The sequence below is a fragment of the Chitinophaga sp. genome, from assembly GCF_039596135.1.
In the GTDB taxonomy this organism is placed as follows: Bacteria; Bacteroidota; Bacteroidia; order Chitinophagales; family Chitinophagaceae; genus Chitinophaga.
On sequence record NZ_JBCNKH010000008.1, the window covers coordinates 40,179 to 57,329 of the forward strand.

At 46.4% G+C, this 17,151-nt stretch carries 17 protein-coding genes; 2 read left to right on the forward strand and 15 right to left on the reverse strand.

Annotated features, from left to right (window positions below):
• Nucleotides 1-7 precede the first annotated feature (7 nt).
• Nucleotides 8-409, reverse strand: coding sequence for a cytochrome c (locus ABDW16_RS08000; protein WP_343668912.1), 402 nt, complete (start codon nucleotides 407-409; stop codon nucleotides 8-10).
• A gap of 130 nt (nucleotides 410-539) precedes the next feature.
• Here ABDW16_RS08000 and ABDW16_RS08005 point away from each other — a divergent pair, with 130 nt between their 5' ends.
• Nucleotides 540-1,775 (forward strand): WG repeat-containing protein, encoded by a 1,236-nt coding sequence (locus ABDW16_RS08005; protein ID WP_343668913.1) that lies wholly within the window; start codon nucleotides 540-542, stop codon nucleotides 1,773-1,775.
• Between the two features lies 1 nt (nucleotide 1,776).
• Here ABDW16_RS08005 and ABDW16_RS08010 read toward each other — a convergent pair whose 3' ends face one another.
• The 10 genes from ABDW16_RS08010 to ABDW16_RS08055 form a co-directional block, all read right to left on the reverse strand.
• The gene (locus ABDW16_RS08010; protein ID WP_343668915.1) at nucleotides 1,777-3,102 is read right to left on the reverse strand and encodes a sigma-54 dependent transcriptional regulator; all 1,326 of its coding nucleotides are present in this window, start codon (nucleotides 3,100-3,102) and stop codon (nucleotides 1,777-1,779) included.
• Nucleotides 3,099-5,288 (reverse strand): histidine kinase dimerization/phosphoacceptor domain -containing protein, encoded by a 2,190-nt coding sequence (locus ABDW16_RS08015; protein ID WP_343668917.1) that lies wholly within the window; start codon nucleotides 5,286-5,288, stop codon nucleotides 3,099-3,101. The genes ABDW16_RS08010 and ABDW16_RS08015 overlap by 4 nt, the downstream gene beginning before the upstream one ends.
• Before the next feature lies 1 nt (nucleotide 5,289).
• Complete coding sequence (locus ABDW16_RS08020) at nucleotides 5,290-5,967, reverse strand: YoaK family protein (protein WP_343668919.1); 678 nt, start codon at nucleotides 5,965-5,967, stop codon at nucleotides 5,290-5,292.
• A 9-nt stretch (nucleotides 5,968-5,976) separates the two neighbouring features.
• Nucleotides 5,977-6,450 (reverse strand): DNA starvation/stationary phase protection protein, encoded by a 474-nt coding sequence (locus tag ABDW16_RS08025; protein ID WP_343668921.1) that lies wholly within the window; start codon nucleotides 6,448-6,450, stop codon nucleotides 5,977-5,979.
• A 4-nt stretch (nucleotides 6,451-6,454) separates the two neighbouring features.
• On the reverse strand, nucleotides 6,455-6,874 hold the full coding sequence (locus ABDW16_RS08030; protein WP_343668922.1) for a DoxX family protein: 420 nt from the start codon (nucleotides 6,872-6,874) through the stop codon (nucleotides 6,455-6,457).
• Between the two features lie 9 nt (nucleotides 6,875-6,883).
• Nucleotides 6,884-8,680: an amidohydrolase gene (locus ABDW16_RS08035; protein ID WP_343668924.1), complete on the reverse strand. Its 1,797-nt coding sequence runs from the start codon at nucleotides 8,678-8,680 to the stop codon at nucleotides 6,884-6,886.
• Between the two features lie 2 nt (nucleotides 8,681-8,682).
• Complete coding sequence (locus tag ABDW16_RS08040) at nucleotides 8,683-9,378, reverse strand: M17 family peptidase N-terminal domain-containing protein (RefSeq protein ID WP_343668926.1); 696 nt, start codon at nucleotides 9,376-9,378, stop codon at nucleotides 8,683-8,685.
• Between the two features lie 6 nt (nucleotides 9,379-9,384).
• On the reverse strand, nucleotides 9,385-10,722 hold the full coding sequence (locus ABDW16_RS08045; protein WP_343668927.1) for an alginate export family protein: 1,338 nt from the start codon (nucleotides 10,720-10,722) through the stop codon (nucleotides 9,385-9,387).
• Nucleotide 10,723: 1 nt separating this feature from the next.
• Nucleotides 10,724-11,359 (reverse strand): hydrolase, encoded by a 636-nt coding sequence (locus tag ABDW16_RS08050; protein WP_343668928.1) that lies wholly within the window; start codon nucleotides 11,357-11,359, stop codon nucleotides 10,724-10,726.
• Nucleotides 11,360-11,534: 175 nt separating this feature from the next.
• On the reverse strand, nucleotides 11,535-12,131 hold the full coding sequence (locus tag ABDW16_RS08055) for an FMN-dependent NADH-azoreductase (RefSeq protein ID WP_343668930.1): 597 nt from the start codon (nucleotides 12,129-12,131) through the stop codon (nucleotides 11,535-11,537).
• A gap of 114 nt (nucleotides 12,132-12,245) precedes the next feature.
• Here ABDW16_RS08055 and ABDW16_RS08060 point away from each other — a divergent pair, with 114 nt between their 5' ends.
• The gene (locus tag ABDW16_RS08060) at nucleotides 12,246-12,590 is read left to right on the forward strand and encodes a helix-turn-helix domain-containing protein (protein WP_343668931.1); all 345 of its coding nucleotides are present in this window, start codon (nucleotides 12,246-12,248) and stop codon (nucleotides 12,588-12,590) included.
• A gap of 12 nt (nucleotides 12,591-12,602) precedes the next feature.
• Here ABDW16_RS08060 and ABDW16_RS08065 read toward each other — a convergent pair whose 3' ends face one another.
• The 4 genes from ABDW16_RS08065 to ABDW16_RS08080 form a co-directional block, all read right to left on the reverse strand.
• Nucleotides 12,603-13,022: a response regulator gene (locus tag ABDW16_RS08065; RefSeq protein ID WP_343668932.1), complete on the reverse strand. Its 420-nt coding sequence runs from the start codon at nucleotides 13,020-13,022 to the stop codon at nucleotides 12,603-12,605.
• Nucleotides 13,006-14,103, reverse strand: coding sequence for a hybrid sensor histidine kinase/response regulator (locus tag ABDW16_RS08070; RefSeq protein WP_343668933.1), 1,098 nt, complete (start codon nucleotides 14,101-14,103; stop codon nucleotides 13,006-13,008). The genes ABDW16_RS08065 and ABDW16_RS08070 overlap by 17 nt, the downstream gene beginning before the upstream one ends.
• An 82-nt stretch (nucleotides 14,104-14,185) precedes the next feature.
• Nucleotides 14,186-16,309, reverse strand: a complete 2,124-nt coding sequence (locus ABDW16_RS08075; RefSeq protein WP_343668934.1) for a 7TM diverse intracellular signaling domain-containing protein — start codon at nucleotides 16,307-16,309, stop codon at nucleotides 14,186-14,188.
• Between the two features lie 20 nt (nucleotides 16,310-16,329).
• The gene (locus ABDW16_RS08080) at nucleotides 16,330-17,040 is read right to left on the reverse strand and encodes a hypothetical protein (protein WP_343668935.1); all 711 of its coding nucleotides are present in this window, start codon (nucleotides 17,038-17,040) and stop codon (nucleotides 16,330-16,332) included.
• Between the last annotated feature and the right edge of the window lie 111 nt (nucleotides 17,041-17,151).

Consider the following 17,151-nt stretch of genomic DNA (forward strand, 5'->3'; position numbering starts at 1 on the left):
AAAATTTCTAGAAAATATAGGTTCCCGTCCAGTGTACTGATTCCCTTGGCACGCGGGTCTTGCCACTTTTGTCTACCCATCGTAAAAACGACACTAAACTGGTCATTTCCTGTTCGGTAAGATGAAGATTGGGCATTTTGTCTGTACCATACTTCATAAAAGTCTTCATGTACTCGTCTGAGCCCTTATTGGCATCTGAAGCGATATTGGTGAGATCAGGCCCCATATAACCACCAAGGCCATATAGCTGATGACAGGTGTGGCAATTTTTGTTTTGCCATACCTTCCATCCTGAAAGAACACTGGCATTCGGCTGAATGGGCTGTTTTTCGGAACAACTGTAGATATAAACGTAGAACGAATAAATAAAAAACAAAATGATCAGTGTAACCCAGAGTTTAAACTTCATTTACAGGGATTTGGGCAAAATTACACTAAGCCCTTTGCACCAGTTATGATCTGCATCATGCACCTACAAAAAGACAGACAGTCTTAAAGAAAGAAACTACTATTTTTGCCCCATAAACCTATATGACCCTATGAAATATTTCCTTTTAGCCCTCTGCATACTGGCAGGTACATATGCCAATGCCCAGCAAACATTGTATCGTTACTTCGACAAAAAATGGGGCGTGACCAATGAAAACAAAGAAATCGTAGTCCCTCCTATATACGATGTCATTGAACTAAGTCTATATCCTTATATCCGTGTAGAAAAAGATGGCAAATGGGGCATCGCCGATACGAAAGGAAAGCTGGTACTCCCCTGTGAATATACAGATCTGGCCATCGTTCGCCGCGATGTTGCCCTTACAAAGGTTGCCGGCGAATATCAGGCAATCAGCCTGCCAGCGGGAAAGACAAGCGCCTCTTTCGATAGAGTAAAAAGCGTTTACCATGGCAAAGAATGCCTGCTTGTAGTGAGAAATCAACAAAGAAAAATGGCGGTGTACGATGTGCGGAACAACAAAATGCTGTCTGATTACAACTATGATGATGCGGAATTTTTAAAAGATACTACTGCTCCTTTATTGAAAATATGGACCAGCGACAACGGCTATGGTTTGGTAAATGGCCTGACTGGAAAAGAAATATTGCCTATTCGTTTTAGTAAAATAGAACTGTTATGGAATATCAATACACCTGTCATCAAAACGATCACAAATGATAATAAAACGGAATGCTATGATACGAAGGGAAATCTCCTCACTGTAAAAGATGTCAGCCAATTGAGCAAAAGAGAAGAAGTATATGAAACGGTTGGTGCGCCGAACGAAACTTTGGAATTTGAAAGTGCAGGCGAAAATAAATGGAACATCTGGCATACCGGGTTCGATGAAAAGAAAGTCACCATCACCGGCTTTTCGGCTTTGAGTAGCCTGGAAAGTAATCACTGGCTGCTGGCAAAAAATAATAACAAAACCGGCATCATCGACGAGACAGGCAAAGTTGTACTGCCCATTAGTTACGACAACATCTCCCGAACTAAATATCCTGTACCCGGTCAGTTCACCGATAAATATTTCACTACCAAACAAAATGAGCTACTAGGGTTGATAGACGCAAAAGATCTGAGAGTAATTAAGAAACCCATGTTCTCAGAAGTAGCCTTTACCTATGAGATCGTAGGTGTAGCACGGCCCGATGGCAGGAAAGTGACCTTCTATAATAGCACCGAATTGTCAATAGAAATGGCCCGGGTAGTAATGCCTGATGGCAAAATAGGCTTCATGAACCTCACCAACGGCAAGGTTTACATTCCCGGCGTTGAATAAATCATTGGTAAGTTTGCTGAATACCAAACTTCTTCATCTTTGCAAATAAGGTCTGCGCAGCTATGCCTAACGCTGCCGCAGCTCCTCCTGCACCACTTACCTTGCCATGACTGGCACGCAGCGCCCGGATGATATGCTCCTTTTCCATCTCCTCCATCGTCTTTATCACCCCCGAATCAGCTGCTGGCGTAATATCCGGCTGCGACCGTAAGTCAATCGAAGTAATCTCCGAGGTTTCGGCCAGTAATACCTGTCTTTCGATCAGGTGTTCCAGTTCCCTGATATTCCCCGGCCACGAATATTCCTTCATCTGCCGCAGCACAGCTGGGCTGATCTTATTGACCGTATTCCCAAACTTCTCTAAAAAGTAATACGCTAATGGTTCTATATCCTCCTTCCGCTCCCGCAGTGGTGGTACTTCTATGGGAAATACATTCAGCCTGTAATACAGGTCTAATCTGAATCGTCCCTCTGCTACCTCTTTCTCCAGGTTTCTGTTTGTCGCTGTAATAATCCGCACATCAATAGGTATAGTCGTTTGTCCACCCAATCGCTCCACTTCCCGCTGCTGTAATACCCGCAACAGTTTTACCTGTGCCTCTAATGGCAATTCGCCTATCTCATCTAAAAATACAGTACCCCCATTTGCCTGTTCAAACTTCCCTATCCTTTGCTGATTTGCACCTGTAAAAGCCCCTCTCTCATAGCCAAATAACTCTGATTCTACCAGCGAAAGCGGCAATGCTGCGCAATTTACAGTCACCATCGGCTGCTGACTCCGGGACGAAGCCCTGTGTATTGCTGCTGCCACCCTTTCTTTGCCGGTACCACTTTCGCCGGTAATGAGCACAGAGGTATTACTATGTGCTACCTTGCGGATGTGGTCCAGTACATTCACAAAGGCGCTACTCCGGCCCACCATACCCGTATCCTGCAACACAGCCGGCTGTTGCTGCCTCGTCTCTATCTCATGCCGGAAGAAAGCAATATCCAGCATGACCAGCAAATCTTTCTCCCTGAAAGGTTTTACCAGGAAACCATATGGATGGGTGGTCTTGGCTGCTTCCAGTATTTCCTGGTTGGTATTGGCTGAAATAAACAGGAAAGGCAGGCGCTGTGTCATGAGCTCTTTTGCCAGGTCAATACCGGTCAGATCGCCTTTGAGAATAATATCTATCAGTACCCAGTCAGGTTGTTTACTTTCAATGAGTTTGCGGGCCTGCACCACGCTGGATGCAATGCCGGCTATTGTATATCCTGCTTTCAGCAGCATCATCCGCAAATCGTTTGCTACAATAAATTCATCCTCTACAATCAATATCTTCATATCATTTCTTTTTGCGCAGCAGGGAATACTACAGTGATAACAGTTCCTTGCAGACTGGTCACCTCAAATGTGCCATCCAGTTGTTCACTCAGCCCCTGCATAAGATTCATGCCCAATGATGATGTGGCGTCCAGGTTAAATTTCTCCGGTAATCCCATACCATTATCGAAGATACGAAGCTGCCAGCGCTGTCCGCTTATGTTTTTTAACGAAATTTCAATAGTCCCCTGACGCTTGCCCGGAAAAGCATATTTGATGGCATTGCTCACTGATTCGTTCAGAATAAGGCCCAGCGGCACTGCCTGTGCTACATCCAGTTCCAGCGACGTAATATCCAGTTTAAAATCGATCTGTGCATCTGTGGGGAAGCTATCCTGCATGTAGGCAACCAGTTCCCTGATATACCAGCTCATATCAATTGTCGCCAGGTTATCTGTCTGATACAGCTTCTGGTGAATCAGCGACATGGCATGCATGCGGTGTTGACTATTGCGGATGGCATCGATGGCATCCTGGTTGTCAAGGTAATTGGATTGGGAGTTGAGCAGACTGATAACAATCTGTAAGTTGTTTTTCACCCTGTGATGAATCTCTTTCAATAACCATTCCTTCTCTTGTAACAGCTTGCGCAATAACTCATTCCTGTTATTAATCTCCTCCTGTTTCTGTTGCAATTGCAGGTTACTACGCTGTTTCAACCTGTTACGGTTATAGGTTAGTGCGAGGATGATCAGCAATGCACATACACCTGCAAAGATCACATTTCTGAATATGATTTCTTTTTGCAGAGATGCTTCCTGCAATGCTGACTTTTGCCGCAGTAGCTGGATGTCCTGGTCTTTTTTGTTGGTTTCAAACTGGATCTGGAGCACTGCCAGTTGCCTGGATTTATTCAGGTTAGTAATAGAGTCGGAGAAGAATTTATATAGTTGATAGTGCTCAAGCGCTCCTTTGATATCGCCTGTAGCAGAATCTGCACGGTACAGGTATAGATGGCTTTGTTGTAACCTGGCGGCCGGTTCCTGACGCGATAGCGCATCGGCTGAATATGCCAGCAAATAAGGTTTGCTTTCGTTCATTTTGCCCATGCCCTGCAAATAACCTGCTATTCCCAGCCTGCTGATCTGCTTAAAATAAGGGGATAAGTTTTGCTTGCTGTACAGCGCTACGATCTTATTAAAGTAGGGCATACCTCCCTTCAGATCCTTTTTGGCCAGGTACGTGTTCACATACCTGGTCAGCAGATCTGCCTGTTCATCATCATCGCTTTCTGCCACGGTTATTTTATTAAGGGTATCCAGCGATGCTTCATAATTACCGAGCTTGCGAAGAATAAATGATATATTAATCTGAAGGCTTTGTATACTGTTTGTATCCTTGTTTAAATAGGCAATTTTTAAACCACGGTTAAAGTAATCCAATGCCTGCTCATATTGGTCCATGGAATAATAAATGGTGCCAAGGCGGTTATAGATAGGGCTCATGATAATACCCGTCTCATGCAGCTTTTCACCCGTTTGTATAGCCATCAGGTTGTAACGAAGTGCATTGGGAAAGTCATTCAGATAAGTATAGGCATTACCCATCAGGCTATAAAGACCATGTAATCTTTCAAAGTGCACCTGGTTATATAGTTGCAGAGCAGTTTGCAGTGTCTGTAATGATTTGGTGTATTCTCCGTTTACATTGTAAAGGTCTCCCACAAATTCAAGCATGCTGGCAGCGCTGAAATCGTCATGGATACTGCGGTAAATATTGACAGCAGCTTCATAGTAGTGAATTTTGGCAGGCAGATCGCTGGCCTTGTTTTGATAGGTGCCTCCTATTTCAATGAGGGCTTCTGCCTGTAACCGGGGCGTACCATATTGTCTGAGTATATTGTAGGCTTCAAGGGCTGCAGTGCGACGGCCATCGTCCCTGTGCGATTCATTCAGAATCTTTGCAGTCAGGAGTTTTCCAATACCAATACCCCCCTGGTAGTTCATACGCCGGCTGATAGTATCTATCTGCCGGGCAAGGCTCCAGGCAGAGTCAATATCCTGTTTTTCATAGCCGGTCTTCAGGATCAGGCGTTGTCCATCCCTATACAGGGCGCCGATTTTCGCGGTATCCTGTCCAAATGAAGTAATAAAAAACAGGAGGGCCACCAAAGTGGCCACTCCCTTTATTTGAAGATGATGCATCATATTATACCTGCTGTCTGCGTGGCAGGGCTTCCCGCGTCAGATAACAGATGCAAATAGCCACGCCTGGTCCAATAATAGACGTTAACCCCAGGTATCTGGCCATAATACCACCCATCAGGCATCCCAGCAAAAAGCCCCCAATTAATATGGAAACATTTCGCAAACTCTGTAAGGCAGCCGGCTCTTTAAACCCGGTACGTACCAGGTTACCCAGATCAAGTGCAGCTTGTGTCACATTGCCTGTCATCATCGTGGTCGGACCATGCGTTTCTTTGGCAAAGAGTTTCCCAAAGGCATTCTGCAGGCCCATTGCCACCACTACCATGAATACCAGCAAATATACCATAAAGGAATTCATCAGGGGCAGGAACATCGCTGCTACACCTGTCAGTATCAGCAGCAGGCTTTCCACCATCAGGATCCTGTATTTCCTGACCAGTACCGTCGATAGCCAGCCACCTGCCATCACCGCTACCACAAATATGGGAAAGGTCATTAGCTTGATCCAATCTCCACTCCGCCCGCCAGATACCATTTGTGCGGCAAAAGTGATAAAGTTGCCCGTGACGTGCGCAGAGAAGATCGCCCCCCCTGATACAAAAGTGACCGTATCGCAAAACCCTGCTACCCACGATAGCAGGAAGGTGACCCAGTGAATATTATGTTTTGGTTCTTCCATATTGTACAATTATTCCAGATGCGCTCTCAGCATCCAGGCCATTTTCTCATGTGTTTCCATCAAGCCTGTAATATAGTCGCTGGTACCGGCATCGTGAAATGCCTGTGCATAACCATTGATATTTTCCCGCAGGTGAATGAGGATGCTTTCATGATCTGCCAGCAGTTCCCTGATAAAACCTACGCTGTCATTTTTCTCCCTGCTTTGCTCACTCAGGTGAGTCAGTGCCAGGTACTCTTTCAATGTAGCCGGAGGAAAGTGTCCCAGACTTCTGATCCTTTCTGCTACTGCATCTACGATCTCTTCCAGCTGTCCGTATTGTGCTTCAAAGAAGAGGTGTTTGCTGTGAAAGTCCGCGCCGGTTACACACCAATGCGCTTTGCGGGTTTTTGTGTACAGTACAAATTCATCCGCTAAAATTTTACCTAATGAATGGGCTACTTCAGCCAGATAATTTTCCTTAATACCGATGGATGCTTTCATGTAGTTATAATTTTGAAAATAGTAAATAGTCAATAGAGAAACGGCCGGCACCTACGAGGAGTATGAACAGCAGGCAAAGCGTGTACACATACGGTACATCTCTTACTTCCGGGCTATCTTTTCTGTGCACAACGAAATATCCGATGGCAGTCACGCCGATAGTGGGCAGTATCACCAGCCGGGTACATACACCCAGCATCAGCAAAAATGGCACAACAGTATCTGCAAACGTTGCTACCAGTCCATTTAATTTGTCAGGCAGGCCAAGTGGATTCGGTACATGCTCACGCTGCCCATTCTCCACCCTGAACTTTTTCATACCATGAACCCTGAACAGCTCTAAGGCTAAGAGTACCCGGAACCCCAGCATGGCAGCGTTATTGAGCGTACTGCCCAGGTCTGAGTATAATAAATAATATAGCATATGAGTGATTTAAAAGGCAAAACAGGAACATCCCAGCACACCCCAGAATGCGGTGTAGTTATCGACAGGTACCTGGCTCCTGCGTGCAATGTCGTGGTCATGACCATGTACACCACAACTACCGGCACAAACATGCAGGTCGTTTTTAAAGTAACCTCCAAATGTGCTCACCGGCGACCAGTCAGGCAATACAGGTATCCGTGGTGGCGCCAGGCTACCAAAGTCATCCTGCGCATACACAATTTTTCCTCCCACAATCGTGAGTACAGATTCGATATGCTTAATAGCAGCATCAGGCACTGTAAAGAAATCCTGGTCCAGCACCGCCACATCTGCCAGCATACCGGGTTGTATACTCCCCTTGATCTGCTGCTCACTACTGAACCATGCACTGCCACGTGTGTACAATTCCAGGGCTGTGGCGCGTGGCAGCCCTTCATTCAGTTGTAAACCACCTACAGTATTGCCTGTCACTAACCAGTATAGCGCCACCCATGGATTATAACTGCTCACTCTCGTGGCATCCGTACCTGCACCTACAGGTACATCCATTTCCAGCATTCTGCGGATAGGTGGTGTATGTGTACCTGCTTCCTTACCATAGCGATCTACAAAATATTCTCCCTGGAATGCCATACGACTCTGGATGGCAATACCACCACCCAGTGCTTTTACACGCTCTATATTCCTTGCATCAATCGTTTCCGCATGGTCAAAGATCCAGGGCAATCCTGCAAATGGAAGATCCCTGTTTACCTTTTCAAACACATCCAGGAATCGCGTGATGCTCTCATTGTAGGTAGCATGAATTCTGAAAGGCCAGCGTTTTTCTACCAGCAGCCGTACTACTTTTTCTAAATCAGCCTCCATATTTGAAGGCAAAACCGGCCTTGGTTCCAGGAAGTTCTCAAAGTCAGCAGCAGAGAATACCAGCATTTCTCCCGCCCCGTTATGACGATACATGTTATCACCCTGGTGTGGGCGCACGAGTGATGACCAATGTTCAAAATCTTCGTACTCCTTGCCTGGTCGCTGTGTAAACAGGTTGTAGGCAATGCGGACGGTGAGTTGATTCTTTTGATGCAATTCCTCAATCACCTGGTAGTCTTCCGGGTAGTTCTGTGAACCACCACCTGCATCAATTACACTCGTAATACCAAAACGGTTTAATTCCGTCATGAAATGACGGGTAGAGTTCACCTGGTATTCGTATGAAAGCTTTGGCCCTTTGCCCAGTGTAGCATAGAGAATCAGCGCATTGGGCGTAGCAAGAATCATCCCTGTAGGATTACCATTGCCGTCTTTTTCAATCTGCCCGCCCGGAGGTGCCTGCGTATCCTTGTTGAAACCAACGGCTCTCAACGCAGCCGCATTCAGCAATGCACGATCGTATAAGTGCAAAATGAAAACCGGCGTATCTGGTGCAATAGCATTGATTTCTGCCAGTGTGGGCATTCGTTTTTCGGCAAACTGTTGCTCTGTCCATCCACCTACAACCCTTACCCATTGCGGAGTAGGCGTGCGTGCTACCTGTTCTTTCAGCATGCGGAGTGCATCGGCAAGAGAAGGCACGCCATCCCATCTCAGTTCCAGGTTGTAATTGAGCCCGCCCCTGATCAGGTGAATGTGTGAGTCAATCAAACCCGGAATCACTCTCTTTTGTTTCAGGTTGATAGTAGTACCATTGTAGTTGTTCAGGATGTCTGCATCCTTGCCTACAGCTACGAATTTGCCATCCAGGATAGCGACGGCTGTATTGTCACCTGGATGTATTTTCCCGTTATATAAAATGAGATCAGCTTTCATAATTACTGGAATGATTGAATTGCATCCTGGATACCTTGTCCGGCTACAGTGAAGAATGCGGGGCCTGCCAGCAATATCACCTTGCTCAGTGGTTTAAAAGCAGCATAGTGTTTACCTTTCAGGTATTCAGCTACCTTGTAAGCCTGCAGCATACCTTTGGTGACGTTCCCTGCTACCAGTGCAGTGGGAGAATCGATGCCTGCATCTTTCAGATCACTGGCAAATGAAAGGGATGCTACATTCAGGGATAGCGCTTCGCGCATGGCCACACTGCCTACCTTCGTCATCAGCTCAGGGGTGAATTGATTACGATCGCCCAGGCCAATCAGCAACAGTTTCTTTGCTTTGATCTTACCCGCTGGTGGGGTGATGAGAATCGTTTCCAGTGCATGACCTGCAAACTGGCCGGACTTCCGGATTTCAGTGATGAGGCCATTGGTTGCTTCATCCAGGTGTACCATTCCATTGAGGGCTGCCGGCAGGGCAGGAGGGGCGTTGAAAATATCGCCTTCAGTATATTCAAATACACAGGCTACCTGCAGGTCTGCTACAGCAGCAGAAGGGCCCTGTACCAGGCCTTCGATGGAGACGCCATCTACCTTACCCCAGGTTTTGGTGGTACCAACAGCAGTTGTCTGTTGTGCATGTACGAAAATGTGTGCAAGTAATAATGCGGTTACAACTATTGTGCGTTTCATGCTTTATCAGAATTTAAATGCAACCCGTGTATTGATGAAAATCCCATCTTTATGATCAGGGATGAGGTCTTCGACGAGTGCACCGGTTTTGAAATATTGGATACCTGTATTGACGGTGAAATTTTTATTAAGTGTATACACTACGCTGGCCAGCCATGCAGTGCCAATATACCTTTTGGTAGAAGGCAGTCCGGCCATCTTATAGCTACCACTGGGACGATAAATACCATCCTGCAGGGAGTAGCGCCAATTGAATACAGCATCTGCCTGCACGGTGAAGTGCTCACCTAACGACATGTTACTGTAAGGATGCAGGTCGATCAGGTTCACAGGCCCGATCTGCGGACTAAAACCAAAGTAGCCGCCTTTGGGAAACAGGGGATTGAAGGTTTGCAACTGGCCATCGCCCTGCCTCCGGTCGCCCGATATGTAATCGTGACGGAGATTGATGGTAGGATGTCCTTTTACCGATTCAAACATATATCCCAGGTCTGCAGATGCTGTCCAGGCATGTATCTGGCCTGTGCCAAAGGTGCCGAACTGGTAGGCGGCTTCCAGGTTATAAATAAATCCGCCGCCGTATTTCCAGAACCTGCCCCCCACAGTATGCCTGATTTCCTTCCCGATCCCTTCTTCGAAGAGGACGGAGTCACGGCGAATACCGAGATAGTAAGCATCTACATTTCCGGCCCGTGGTATAATGTATTTGCCATACACGCCCCAGAAGCTCACCTGCTTACTGAAGGTATTGTCAAATACACCTGTGTTCACGACATCTGTCGCCATCACAAAGGCATCTACTGATAAGCGGGCAGTGGCATACATGATCTTACCACCTGTAAAGTACTGGCGCAGGTTAGGGCCTTCGCGCACAGAAATTAATCTGCCGCTGCCGTAATCCAGTTCCTGGCGGCCAATGCGGAGGGTAAAACCTTTCAGGGGCATGACATCGACAAAGAGGTTCTGCACATTCAGCTTATCCTCATCGATAGGCCGCGGGCCGTTTTTACGACCACTTTCCCAACCACTGCGGAGTTGTGCGAACAACCTGAGGTAGGAGGTAAGATGCAGATCTGCATGAACATCGTAGCGCTGTAGCCAGAATGCATTATGGCCAATGCCCTGCTGCCCCCAGTCTTCATGATGGAAGTCTACGTATTCAACGCGTGCCTCACCACCAAAGGAAAGGTAGCTGTTGTCATGGCCGAGTGGAATATATTTGATCCCTTTACTGGTGGAGTCGTATTTCTCATCAAAGCGCATGAGCTTAAACCCCTGCCCGTAGGCAAGGGTAGTGAGCAAAAGCAGAAATGCGGTGATACAGCTCTTCAGGAATTGTAGCATCTTAGTGATGTTGGAGCATGTTGTGGGCATATTGAATACCGATGCCATATGCGCCGCCGTATTTTTTCATCAGGTCAGTCACGGGGCCGTAGGTCTCCTGTCTTGCCCAGTCACGTTGCAGTTCCAGGAGGTATTGAATAGATGTAACGGGTTTAACACCGGCATGCACCATTCTTTGCACAGCGCGTTCATGAGCTTCGGTGCTTACGTCGCCACAGGCGTCGGTGATAACGTATACGATGTGGCCTTCGTCCAGCGCAGAGAGGGCGGGGCCTACGATACATACGCTGGTCCAGAGGCCGGCGAGTACGATTTTTTGCTGGTTGGTGGCTTTAATGGCTTTGTAGGCGGCGGCATCTTCCCAGGTGTTCATGCTGGTACGGTCAATGTAGCCACTGGTAGCCTGTGGATAGAATTGTTCTATTTCGGGGAATACAGGGCCTGAGAAGGAATTTTCTGCTACGGTGGTGACGATGGTAGGAACGTTAAAAATTTTCGAGGCACCAGCCACGATAGCAGTGTTGGTTCTTAATTCGCTCAGCGCAATGCTTTTGGTGGCAAAGCCCATTTGTCCTTCAAAGTCGATGAGAACGAGGGCATGGTTGTCCGGTGCAAGCAGATTGGGAGATGGTTTCATATTATGAATGTTTTTTCACAGGGTTGCCAATCTGCATGCCGCGATTTAAGTTGTTTTAAATCAATTTGTTAATTAGAGTGGTGGGGAATGAAAATTTACCGTATTTCGTATTTTGATTGAAAAATAAAACCGCACCCTTTCGGAATGCGGTTTCGAAATATAGTTGAAGAATGAATCAGACAGTAATTGCCGCATATGCCTTTTCCATCGCCTTATCCTGCATGCCTGGTATAGAAAGCCCTTCTGCCCTCACTACTGTCACATCTGTCATGCCCATAAATCCTAATACTGCTCTCAGGTAGTTCTCTGTATAATCATACACCTTCATCACACCTTCAGAATACACGCCACCTGTGGAAATGGCCAAGTATATTTTCTTACCTTTCACTAATCCTTCCGGTCCATTCTCGGAATACCTGAAGGTCTTCCCTCTTCTGGAAATATGATCAATCCATGATTTCAGGTTAGAAGTAATACTAAAGTTATACATTGGCGCGCCAATCACCACTACATCTGCTGCCATCAGTTCGGCAATCGCTTCGTCAGAATGTGCAATTGCCTGCGCCTGCTCGGCAGTCCTATTTTCTTCGGGAGTAAAGACAGATTGAATCTGCGCTTCTTCCAGGTGTGGAAACGGTGCTGCTGCCAGGTCCCGTACCACCACGGTGCTACCGGGGTGAGCAGCTGTTAGTTTGTCTACAATGGCATTTCCTAATTGTACGCTATACGACTGGGACTTTCTCGGGCTGGTGATCAAATGTAATATTCTCATGATGCTTATTTTAAATTTTAGCCCAAAATTATCTACAATCGTCACACGGCGGGCGATACTATATTCCTGGATAGCACTATCCTACAGGATAGTAATATGTTGTATTTTTGCGACATGAGCGTACGAACCAAAGAAACATGCAGTAAACACATCGTCCCTGTCAAAGATGCCCTGGAGGTACTCAGTGGCAGGTGGAAGCTTCCGCTCCTGATCCATCTTGCTTTCGGCCCCCGTCGTTTCAACCAGCTTGCCAAAGAACTTGCCCCCATCACAGACAGAACCCTTTCCAAAGAGCTCAAAAGCCTGGAAGCCAACAAGATTATTTCACGCACTGAATACGACGCATTTCCACCTGTAGTAGAATACAGGATCACCCCCCATGGCGAATCATTGTTTGCCGTCATTTCAGAACTCGGCAACTGGGGGCGCGCACATAGAAAGCTGATAATGGATAAGTAAAAATCCCCGGGCTCAGGAAAAATCTTTGAAAATATCAGCCACCGCAGCTGTCAGCTCCTTAGCCAGCAAAGGCTTTTTCAGCAGCTTCACCACCATCGGGTTGGCATACGTACGGCTGATATCACTATAATCCAGCGAAGAGGATACCATGATCACATGGCACTGCGATTTGATCTTCGCAGGATAACTGTCAAAAGCTTCCAGGAAATCAAACCCATCCATCTCCGGCATCTGTATATCCAACAAGATTACAGTAGGAGGGATACGAGGTAAGGTTATATTCGACGATAGAAACTCAAGCGCTTTATTGGCATTATTAAAAGCAAGCACAGTCCGGCTGATCTGCTGTATCGCAATCAGCTTTTCGTGCAATAGAAGGTCCACTTCATTGTCATCTATCAAAATCACACGTAAATCAGGAATCGAAATCATTTCTGTTCGGAATGCTTATTTCAAATTGTGTACCTTCTCCATACTTGGATTCTACATTGATTGTACCGCCTATCTTATTCAGCGCTTCTTTCACTATATAAAGGCCAATGCCGCTACCCGGCTTGTTATTATTTTTGGATCTGAAAAACATCTTGAAGATGTTGTTCAGGTGTTCACTCAATATCCCAATACCATTATCCGATATCAGTAGTGTTGCCTTGTGTGGTTCCACTTTTACAGCCAGGTTTACTTTTGGATGCACTTCATCCGGCTTCTGGTATTTAACAGCATTCGATATAAGGTTGTTCAGTATTACACTGATGCGGAAAGTATCTCCTTTAAATTCTACAGGCTGGTCTACATTTACCTGGAACTCTATCGCTGTATTCTGGTGTTTGAACTGTGAGATACATTCATTCAGCAGATGGTCAAAGTTAATCTTCTCATACTCCACATCTAACCTTGAATTGCGATAGTATTCAATAATCTTTTGAATAAAGCCATCCAGCTTCTGAATACATACTTCGATCATATTCAGATAGCCGTTGGGGTCAGTCACAGAATTATCCAGTCTGCTCAGGTTAATGATCCCGAGTACAGACATGAGTGGAGAGCGCAGGTCATGCGAAGTGGAGTAGATAAAGCGGTTCAACTCATCATTTATCTTTTCCAGTTCTACGATTTTTTCCTTCAGCTGTTTGCGGGTGGCATATATTTCGAACGCGTTCTGAATGGTTCTGTGCAGTTCATGCTCATCCCATGGCTTCTTGATATACGAGAAGATGTGCCCCTTGTTGATGGCATCGATAATGTCTTCCACATCGGTATAGCCAGTGAGCAGAATACGCATGGGGTCAGGCAGGGTATCTTTAATCTCGTTAAAGAATTCAACACCTGTAGATACGGGCATCTTCTGGTCAGCGATAATGATGTGTACATCGATGCTCTTTAGTAACTGCTTCCCTTCCTGTGCGGAGTTAGCTGTGTAAATTTCATAACTGCGGCGGAAGCTGGCTTTAAAAGCATTTAGGTTGTGTACTTCGTCGTCAATGTAGAGGATCCTGATACGGTTTTCTTTCATCCACTAATGTTTTATACAAAAAACGATAATGATTTAATTGTAGGGCTATATTCCTGTCTGGGGGCACCATTGGAGTATGGCGCTAGGCCATAACAGCTATCTTCAATGGTAAATATATAATAAATTCTGCACCTTCCCCGGGGGCAGTATTTACCAATATCCGTCCCTGGTGCTTTTCTATGATACTGAATACGATAGAAAGCCCCAGGCCTGTGCCCTCGCCTACATCCTTGGTGGTAAAGAATGGATCAAAAATCTTCTCCTTTACCTTTTCTGTCATACCCGGACCGGTATCTTTGATACTAATTACCGCCATTTCATCTTCCTGCCAGGTAGTGAGGGTAACAGTTTCTTCCCTGCCATTTGAATTTGTTTTAATCGCATTGAAAGCATTGGTCAGTATGTTCATGAACACCTGGTTCATTTTACCGGCATAGCATTCAATCTTAGGCAGGGTGCCATAGTGCTTCACGACCTTTACATTTGGCGGAATGCTGTTCTTCAACAGTACCAGGGTACTGTCCAGCCCTTCGTGCAGGTCTACTGACTTCACATCACTTTCGTCAAGGCGGCTGAAGGTACGTAATCCTTTAACAATCTCAGCGGTACGGGTGGCACCATCTTCAATTCCTTTTATCAGCGAGGCAATTTCTTCGTGTATGTAGTCGATATCTATTTCCTGTTTGTAAGCCGCAATCTCCTGCAGTTCTGTTTTCATATCGGTGGCTGTGGTCAGGCCATCGTACTTGTTAAGCAGGGTTTTAATATCGGCTATATCCAGCTTGAGTGGCTTGATATTGGAAGTGACAAAGTTGATCGGGTTGTTGATTTCATGTGCAATACCTGCCGTGAGCTGACCCAGGGATGCCATTTTCTCTCTTTCCACCAGTTGGGTCTGTGCATCTTTCAGGTTTTTGAGGGCTACATTCAGCTCTTCATTGCTGGCTTGTAACTCTTCTGTACGTTTATGTACCTTGTCTTCCAAAATGATATTCTGTTCTCTCACCAGGCGCTCATTCTCCTGGGAGGCCTGCAGGGCTTCGGCTCTGAATACATTGATCTTATGTGCCAGTGCGAAGGAGAGGAGCAGGGCTTCCATGCCTGAGCCTATCTGCAGGGCATAATACGTAAAGTCATTATAGGGCAGCAGGTTCATATTGCGCAATACGAATACGATTACGCTGAGCAGAAATACGGACCATGCCAACAGGAAGAAACGGGCGGAGCTATAGCCCATCCGGCTCATCCGCAATGGTACGATGAATACAATTACGGCCGCAGCGCTTACCACCAGCTGTACCCACACCTGGGCTATAATATACCAATCCAGCAAAGCAGGAATAAAGCATATTAGGTATGCATAGATGACATAGTTGATGAGGCGGTGCCCTGTTTTGTAATGTTGCTTCGTTTGCAGGAACTGCTGTACGAACATCAATGCCGTTAGCCCGTTGAAGATAGGTACCAACACGGTGGCATGCATTTCCATCCAGGGCCAGGAAGGCCATAGAAAGCGGAACGCAAACCCCTGCAGGGTAGCCTGTGTGAGCCCCACAAAGATGTTGTAAGATACATATATCAGGTAGCTGTTATCCTTGGTAGAAAGGAAGATAAACAGGTTATAAAACGACATGGCGAGGATCACCCCTACATACAAGCCGAAGATGAGGCCCCGGGAGCTGTTCTTGGTGGTAATCTGCTCCCTGGTACCAATGTAGACAGGGAGTTGCAATTGTTCTCCCGCCTTGATGCGCAGGTAGTACAGATGGTTACTGTGTGCCTGGAATACGAGGGGGAAGATATAGTTCTGATGATCAAAAATCCTGTTGTGAAACTGGGTGAATTCACCCAGCCTGGTTTCTTTGAAAGTACCATCGGGGAGCTGTTCAAAGAGCGTAATATCGTCTATGGTGGGGTATTCTACCTCCAGCAGCAGTTTGCGGGCGGCGCCGGGGTTCTCGATGCTGAACCGTGCCCAATGGGTATAGGGTGTGATTTGCAGGTTGGGTACATTTTCTCCCGGAGAGGTAAAGGCTACGTGTTGTACATCTCCGATCCCAAGCTTGTTTGACTTGTCAGTAAATAATTCAAGGTATTTGCCTATACGTGTGAGGGGCATGCCTTCCTCATATACAAAAGGGGCAGCTGCCTGTGTATGCACATAGCATAATAGGGCGAATAACCATAAGGTAATGATCCGGAACATGCGATAAATTTAGAGAAAATTCACCTTTCACGCTGCACTTTGGTATATTGATAGTCGGGTATTTCTAGCTGATAGCTAACTTCATAGGAGCCTTTGGGGCCGACTTCTGTTTTGGTTTGTACAAGATTTTCCCTCAGATCATAGATGAGCTCCCGTTCTTTGGGATCTGCATATTCCAGGGCGTTGACGTCGTTGATCACCATGGCAGTGGCCACGAAGTCGTCTTTGGGATAGAAAAAGGTGCCTTTGTCACCGAGGGATTCGTCGATCATGAACCCTACTCTTTTTCCGATACGGGTGGTAATGGGGGCGCATAATACGTGGAAATTATCTATCGGCAGTTGTGCAGCGAGAACTACGCCTGCCCTGGCCAGTACCTGGCTACCGATGCCCATACCGGCTACTTCTTTGGAGTTCCACATAGCACAAATCTCTGCACTGCCGGGTTTCACCATGTCATAGATCTTGCTGTCGTACTTGCCGATTGCTGTTTCTATAGGCAGTGGAATGACGCCGTCTGCCAACTGTACCCTGGCGCCACCATAGGTTTTGGTGCGGGATTCATCTTCTACAATAATTACAATGCTATTTTCATGTTGCATCCAGTCCGCATTGCCGGACGTGATCTTGGCGATCCCGAAATAGATCTCTAATAACCGAAGGTGGCCATTGTAAAACCTCAGGCAGGCTTCAGGATCATCTGGTGCTCTAAATGCCCTTACTGTAATCATGATTTTGCATGTAGATACTCTTAAATAATAGCTTGGTACGGGGGAGATGGAGGGAACAGGCAGGCACCGCATTCGGTTGCAAAGAATGTGCTGTAAGACTGTTCTAACCAG

What these genes read in the sequence shown, in the direction of transcription:
- ABDW16_RS08000 (WP_343668912.1), bottom strand. Translation starts at nt 409, where the DNA reads ATGAAGTTTAAACTCTGGGTTACACTGATCATTTTGTTTTTTATTTAT.
- ABDW16_RS08005 (WP_343668913.1), top strand. Translation starts at nt 540, where the DNA reads ATGAAATATTTCCTTTTAGCCCTCTGCATACTGGCAGGTACATATGCC.
- ABDW16_RS08010 (WP_343668915.1), bottom strand. Translation starts at nt 3,102, where the DNA reads ATGAAGATATTGATTGTAGAGGATGAATTTATTGTAGCAAACGATTTG.
- ABDW16_RS08015 (WP_343668917.1), bottom strand. Translation starts at nt 5,288, where the DNA reads ATGATGCATCATCTTCAAATAAAGGGAGTGGCCACTTTGGTGGCCCTC.
- ABDW16_RS08020 (WP_343668919.1), bottom strand. Translation starts at nt 5,967, where the DNA reads ATGGAAGAACCAAAACATAATATTCACTGGGTCACCTTCCTGCTATCG.
- ABDW16_RS08025 (WP_343668921.1), bottom strand. Translation starts at nt 6,450, where the DNA reads ATGAAAGCATCCATCGGTATTAAGGAAAATTATCTGGCTGAAGTAGCC.
- ABDW16_RS08030 (WP_343668922.1), bottom strand. Translation starts at nt 6,874, where the DNA reads ATGCTATATTATTTATTATACTCAGACCTGGGCAGTACGCTCAATAAC.
- ABDW16_RS08035 (WP_343668924.1), bottom strand. Translation starts at nt 8,680, where the DNA reads ATGAAAGCTGATCTCATTTTATATAACGGGAAAATACATCCAGGTGAC.
- ABDW16_RS08040 (WP_343668926.1), bottom strand. Translation starts at nt 9,378, where the DNA reads ATGAAACGCACAATAGTTGTAACCGCATTATTACTTGCACACATTTTC.
- ABDW16_RS08045 (WP_343668927.1), bottom strand. Translation starts at nt 10,722, where the DNA reads ATGCTACAATTCCTGAAGAGCTGTATCACCGCATTTCTGCTTTTGCTC.
- ABDW16_RS08050 (WP_343668928.1), bottom strand. Translation starts at nt 11,359, where the DNA reads ATGAAACCATCTCCCAATCTGCTTGCACCGGACAACCATGCCCTCGTT.
- ABDW16_RS08055 (WP_343668930.1), bottom strand. Translation starts at nt 12,131, where the DNA reads ATGAGAATATTACATTTGATCACCAGCCCGAGAAAGTCCCAGTCGTAT.
- ABDW16_RS08060 (WP_343668931.1), top strand. Translation starts at nt 12,246, where the DNA reads ATGAGCGTACGAACCAAAGAAACATGCAGTAAACACATCGTCCCTGTC.
- ABDW16_RS08065 (WP_343668932.1), bottom strand. Translation starts at nt 13,022, where the DNA reads ATGATTTCGATTCCTGATTTACGTGTGATTTTGATAGATGACAATGAA.
- ABDW16_RS08070 (WP_343668933.1), bottom strand. Translation starts at nt 14,103, where the DNA reads ATGAAAGAAAACCGTATCAGGATCCTCTACATTGACGACGAAGTACAC.
- ABDW16_RS08075 (WP_343668934.1), bottom strand. Translation starts at nt 16,309, where the DNA reads ATGTTCCGGATCATTACCTTATGGTTATTCGCCCTATTATGCTATGTG.
- ABDW16_RS08080 (WP_343668935.1), bottom strand. Translation starts at nt 17,040, where the DNA reads ATGATTACAGTAAGGGCATTTAGAGCACCAGATGATCCTGAAGCCTGC.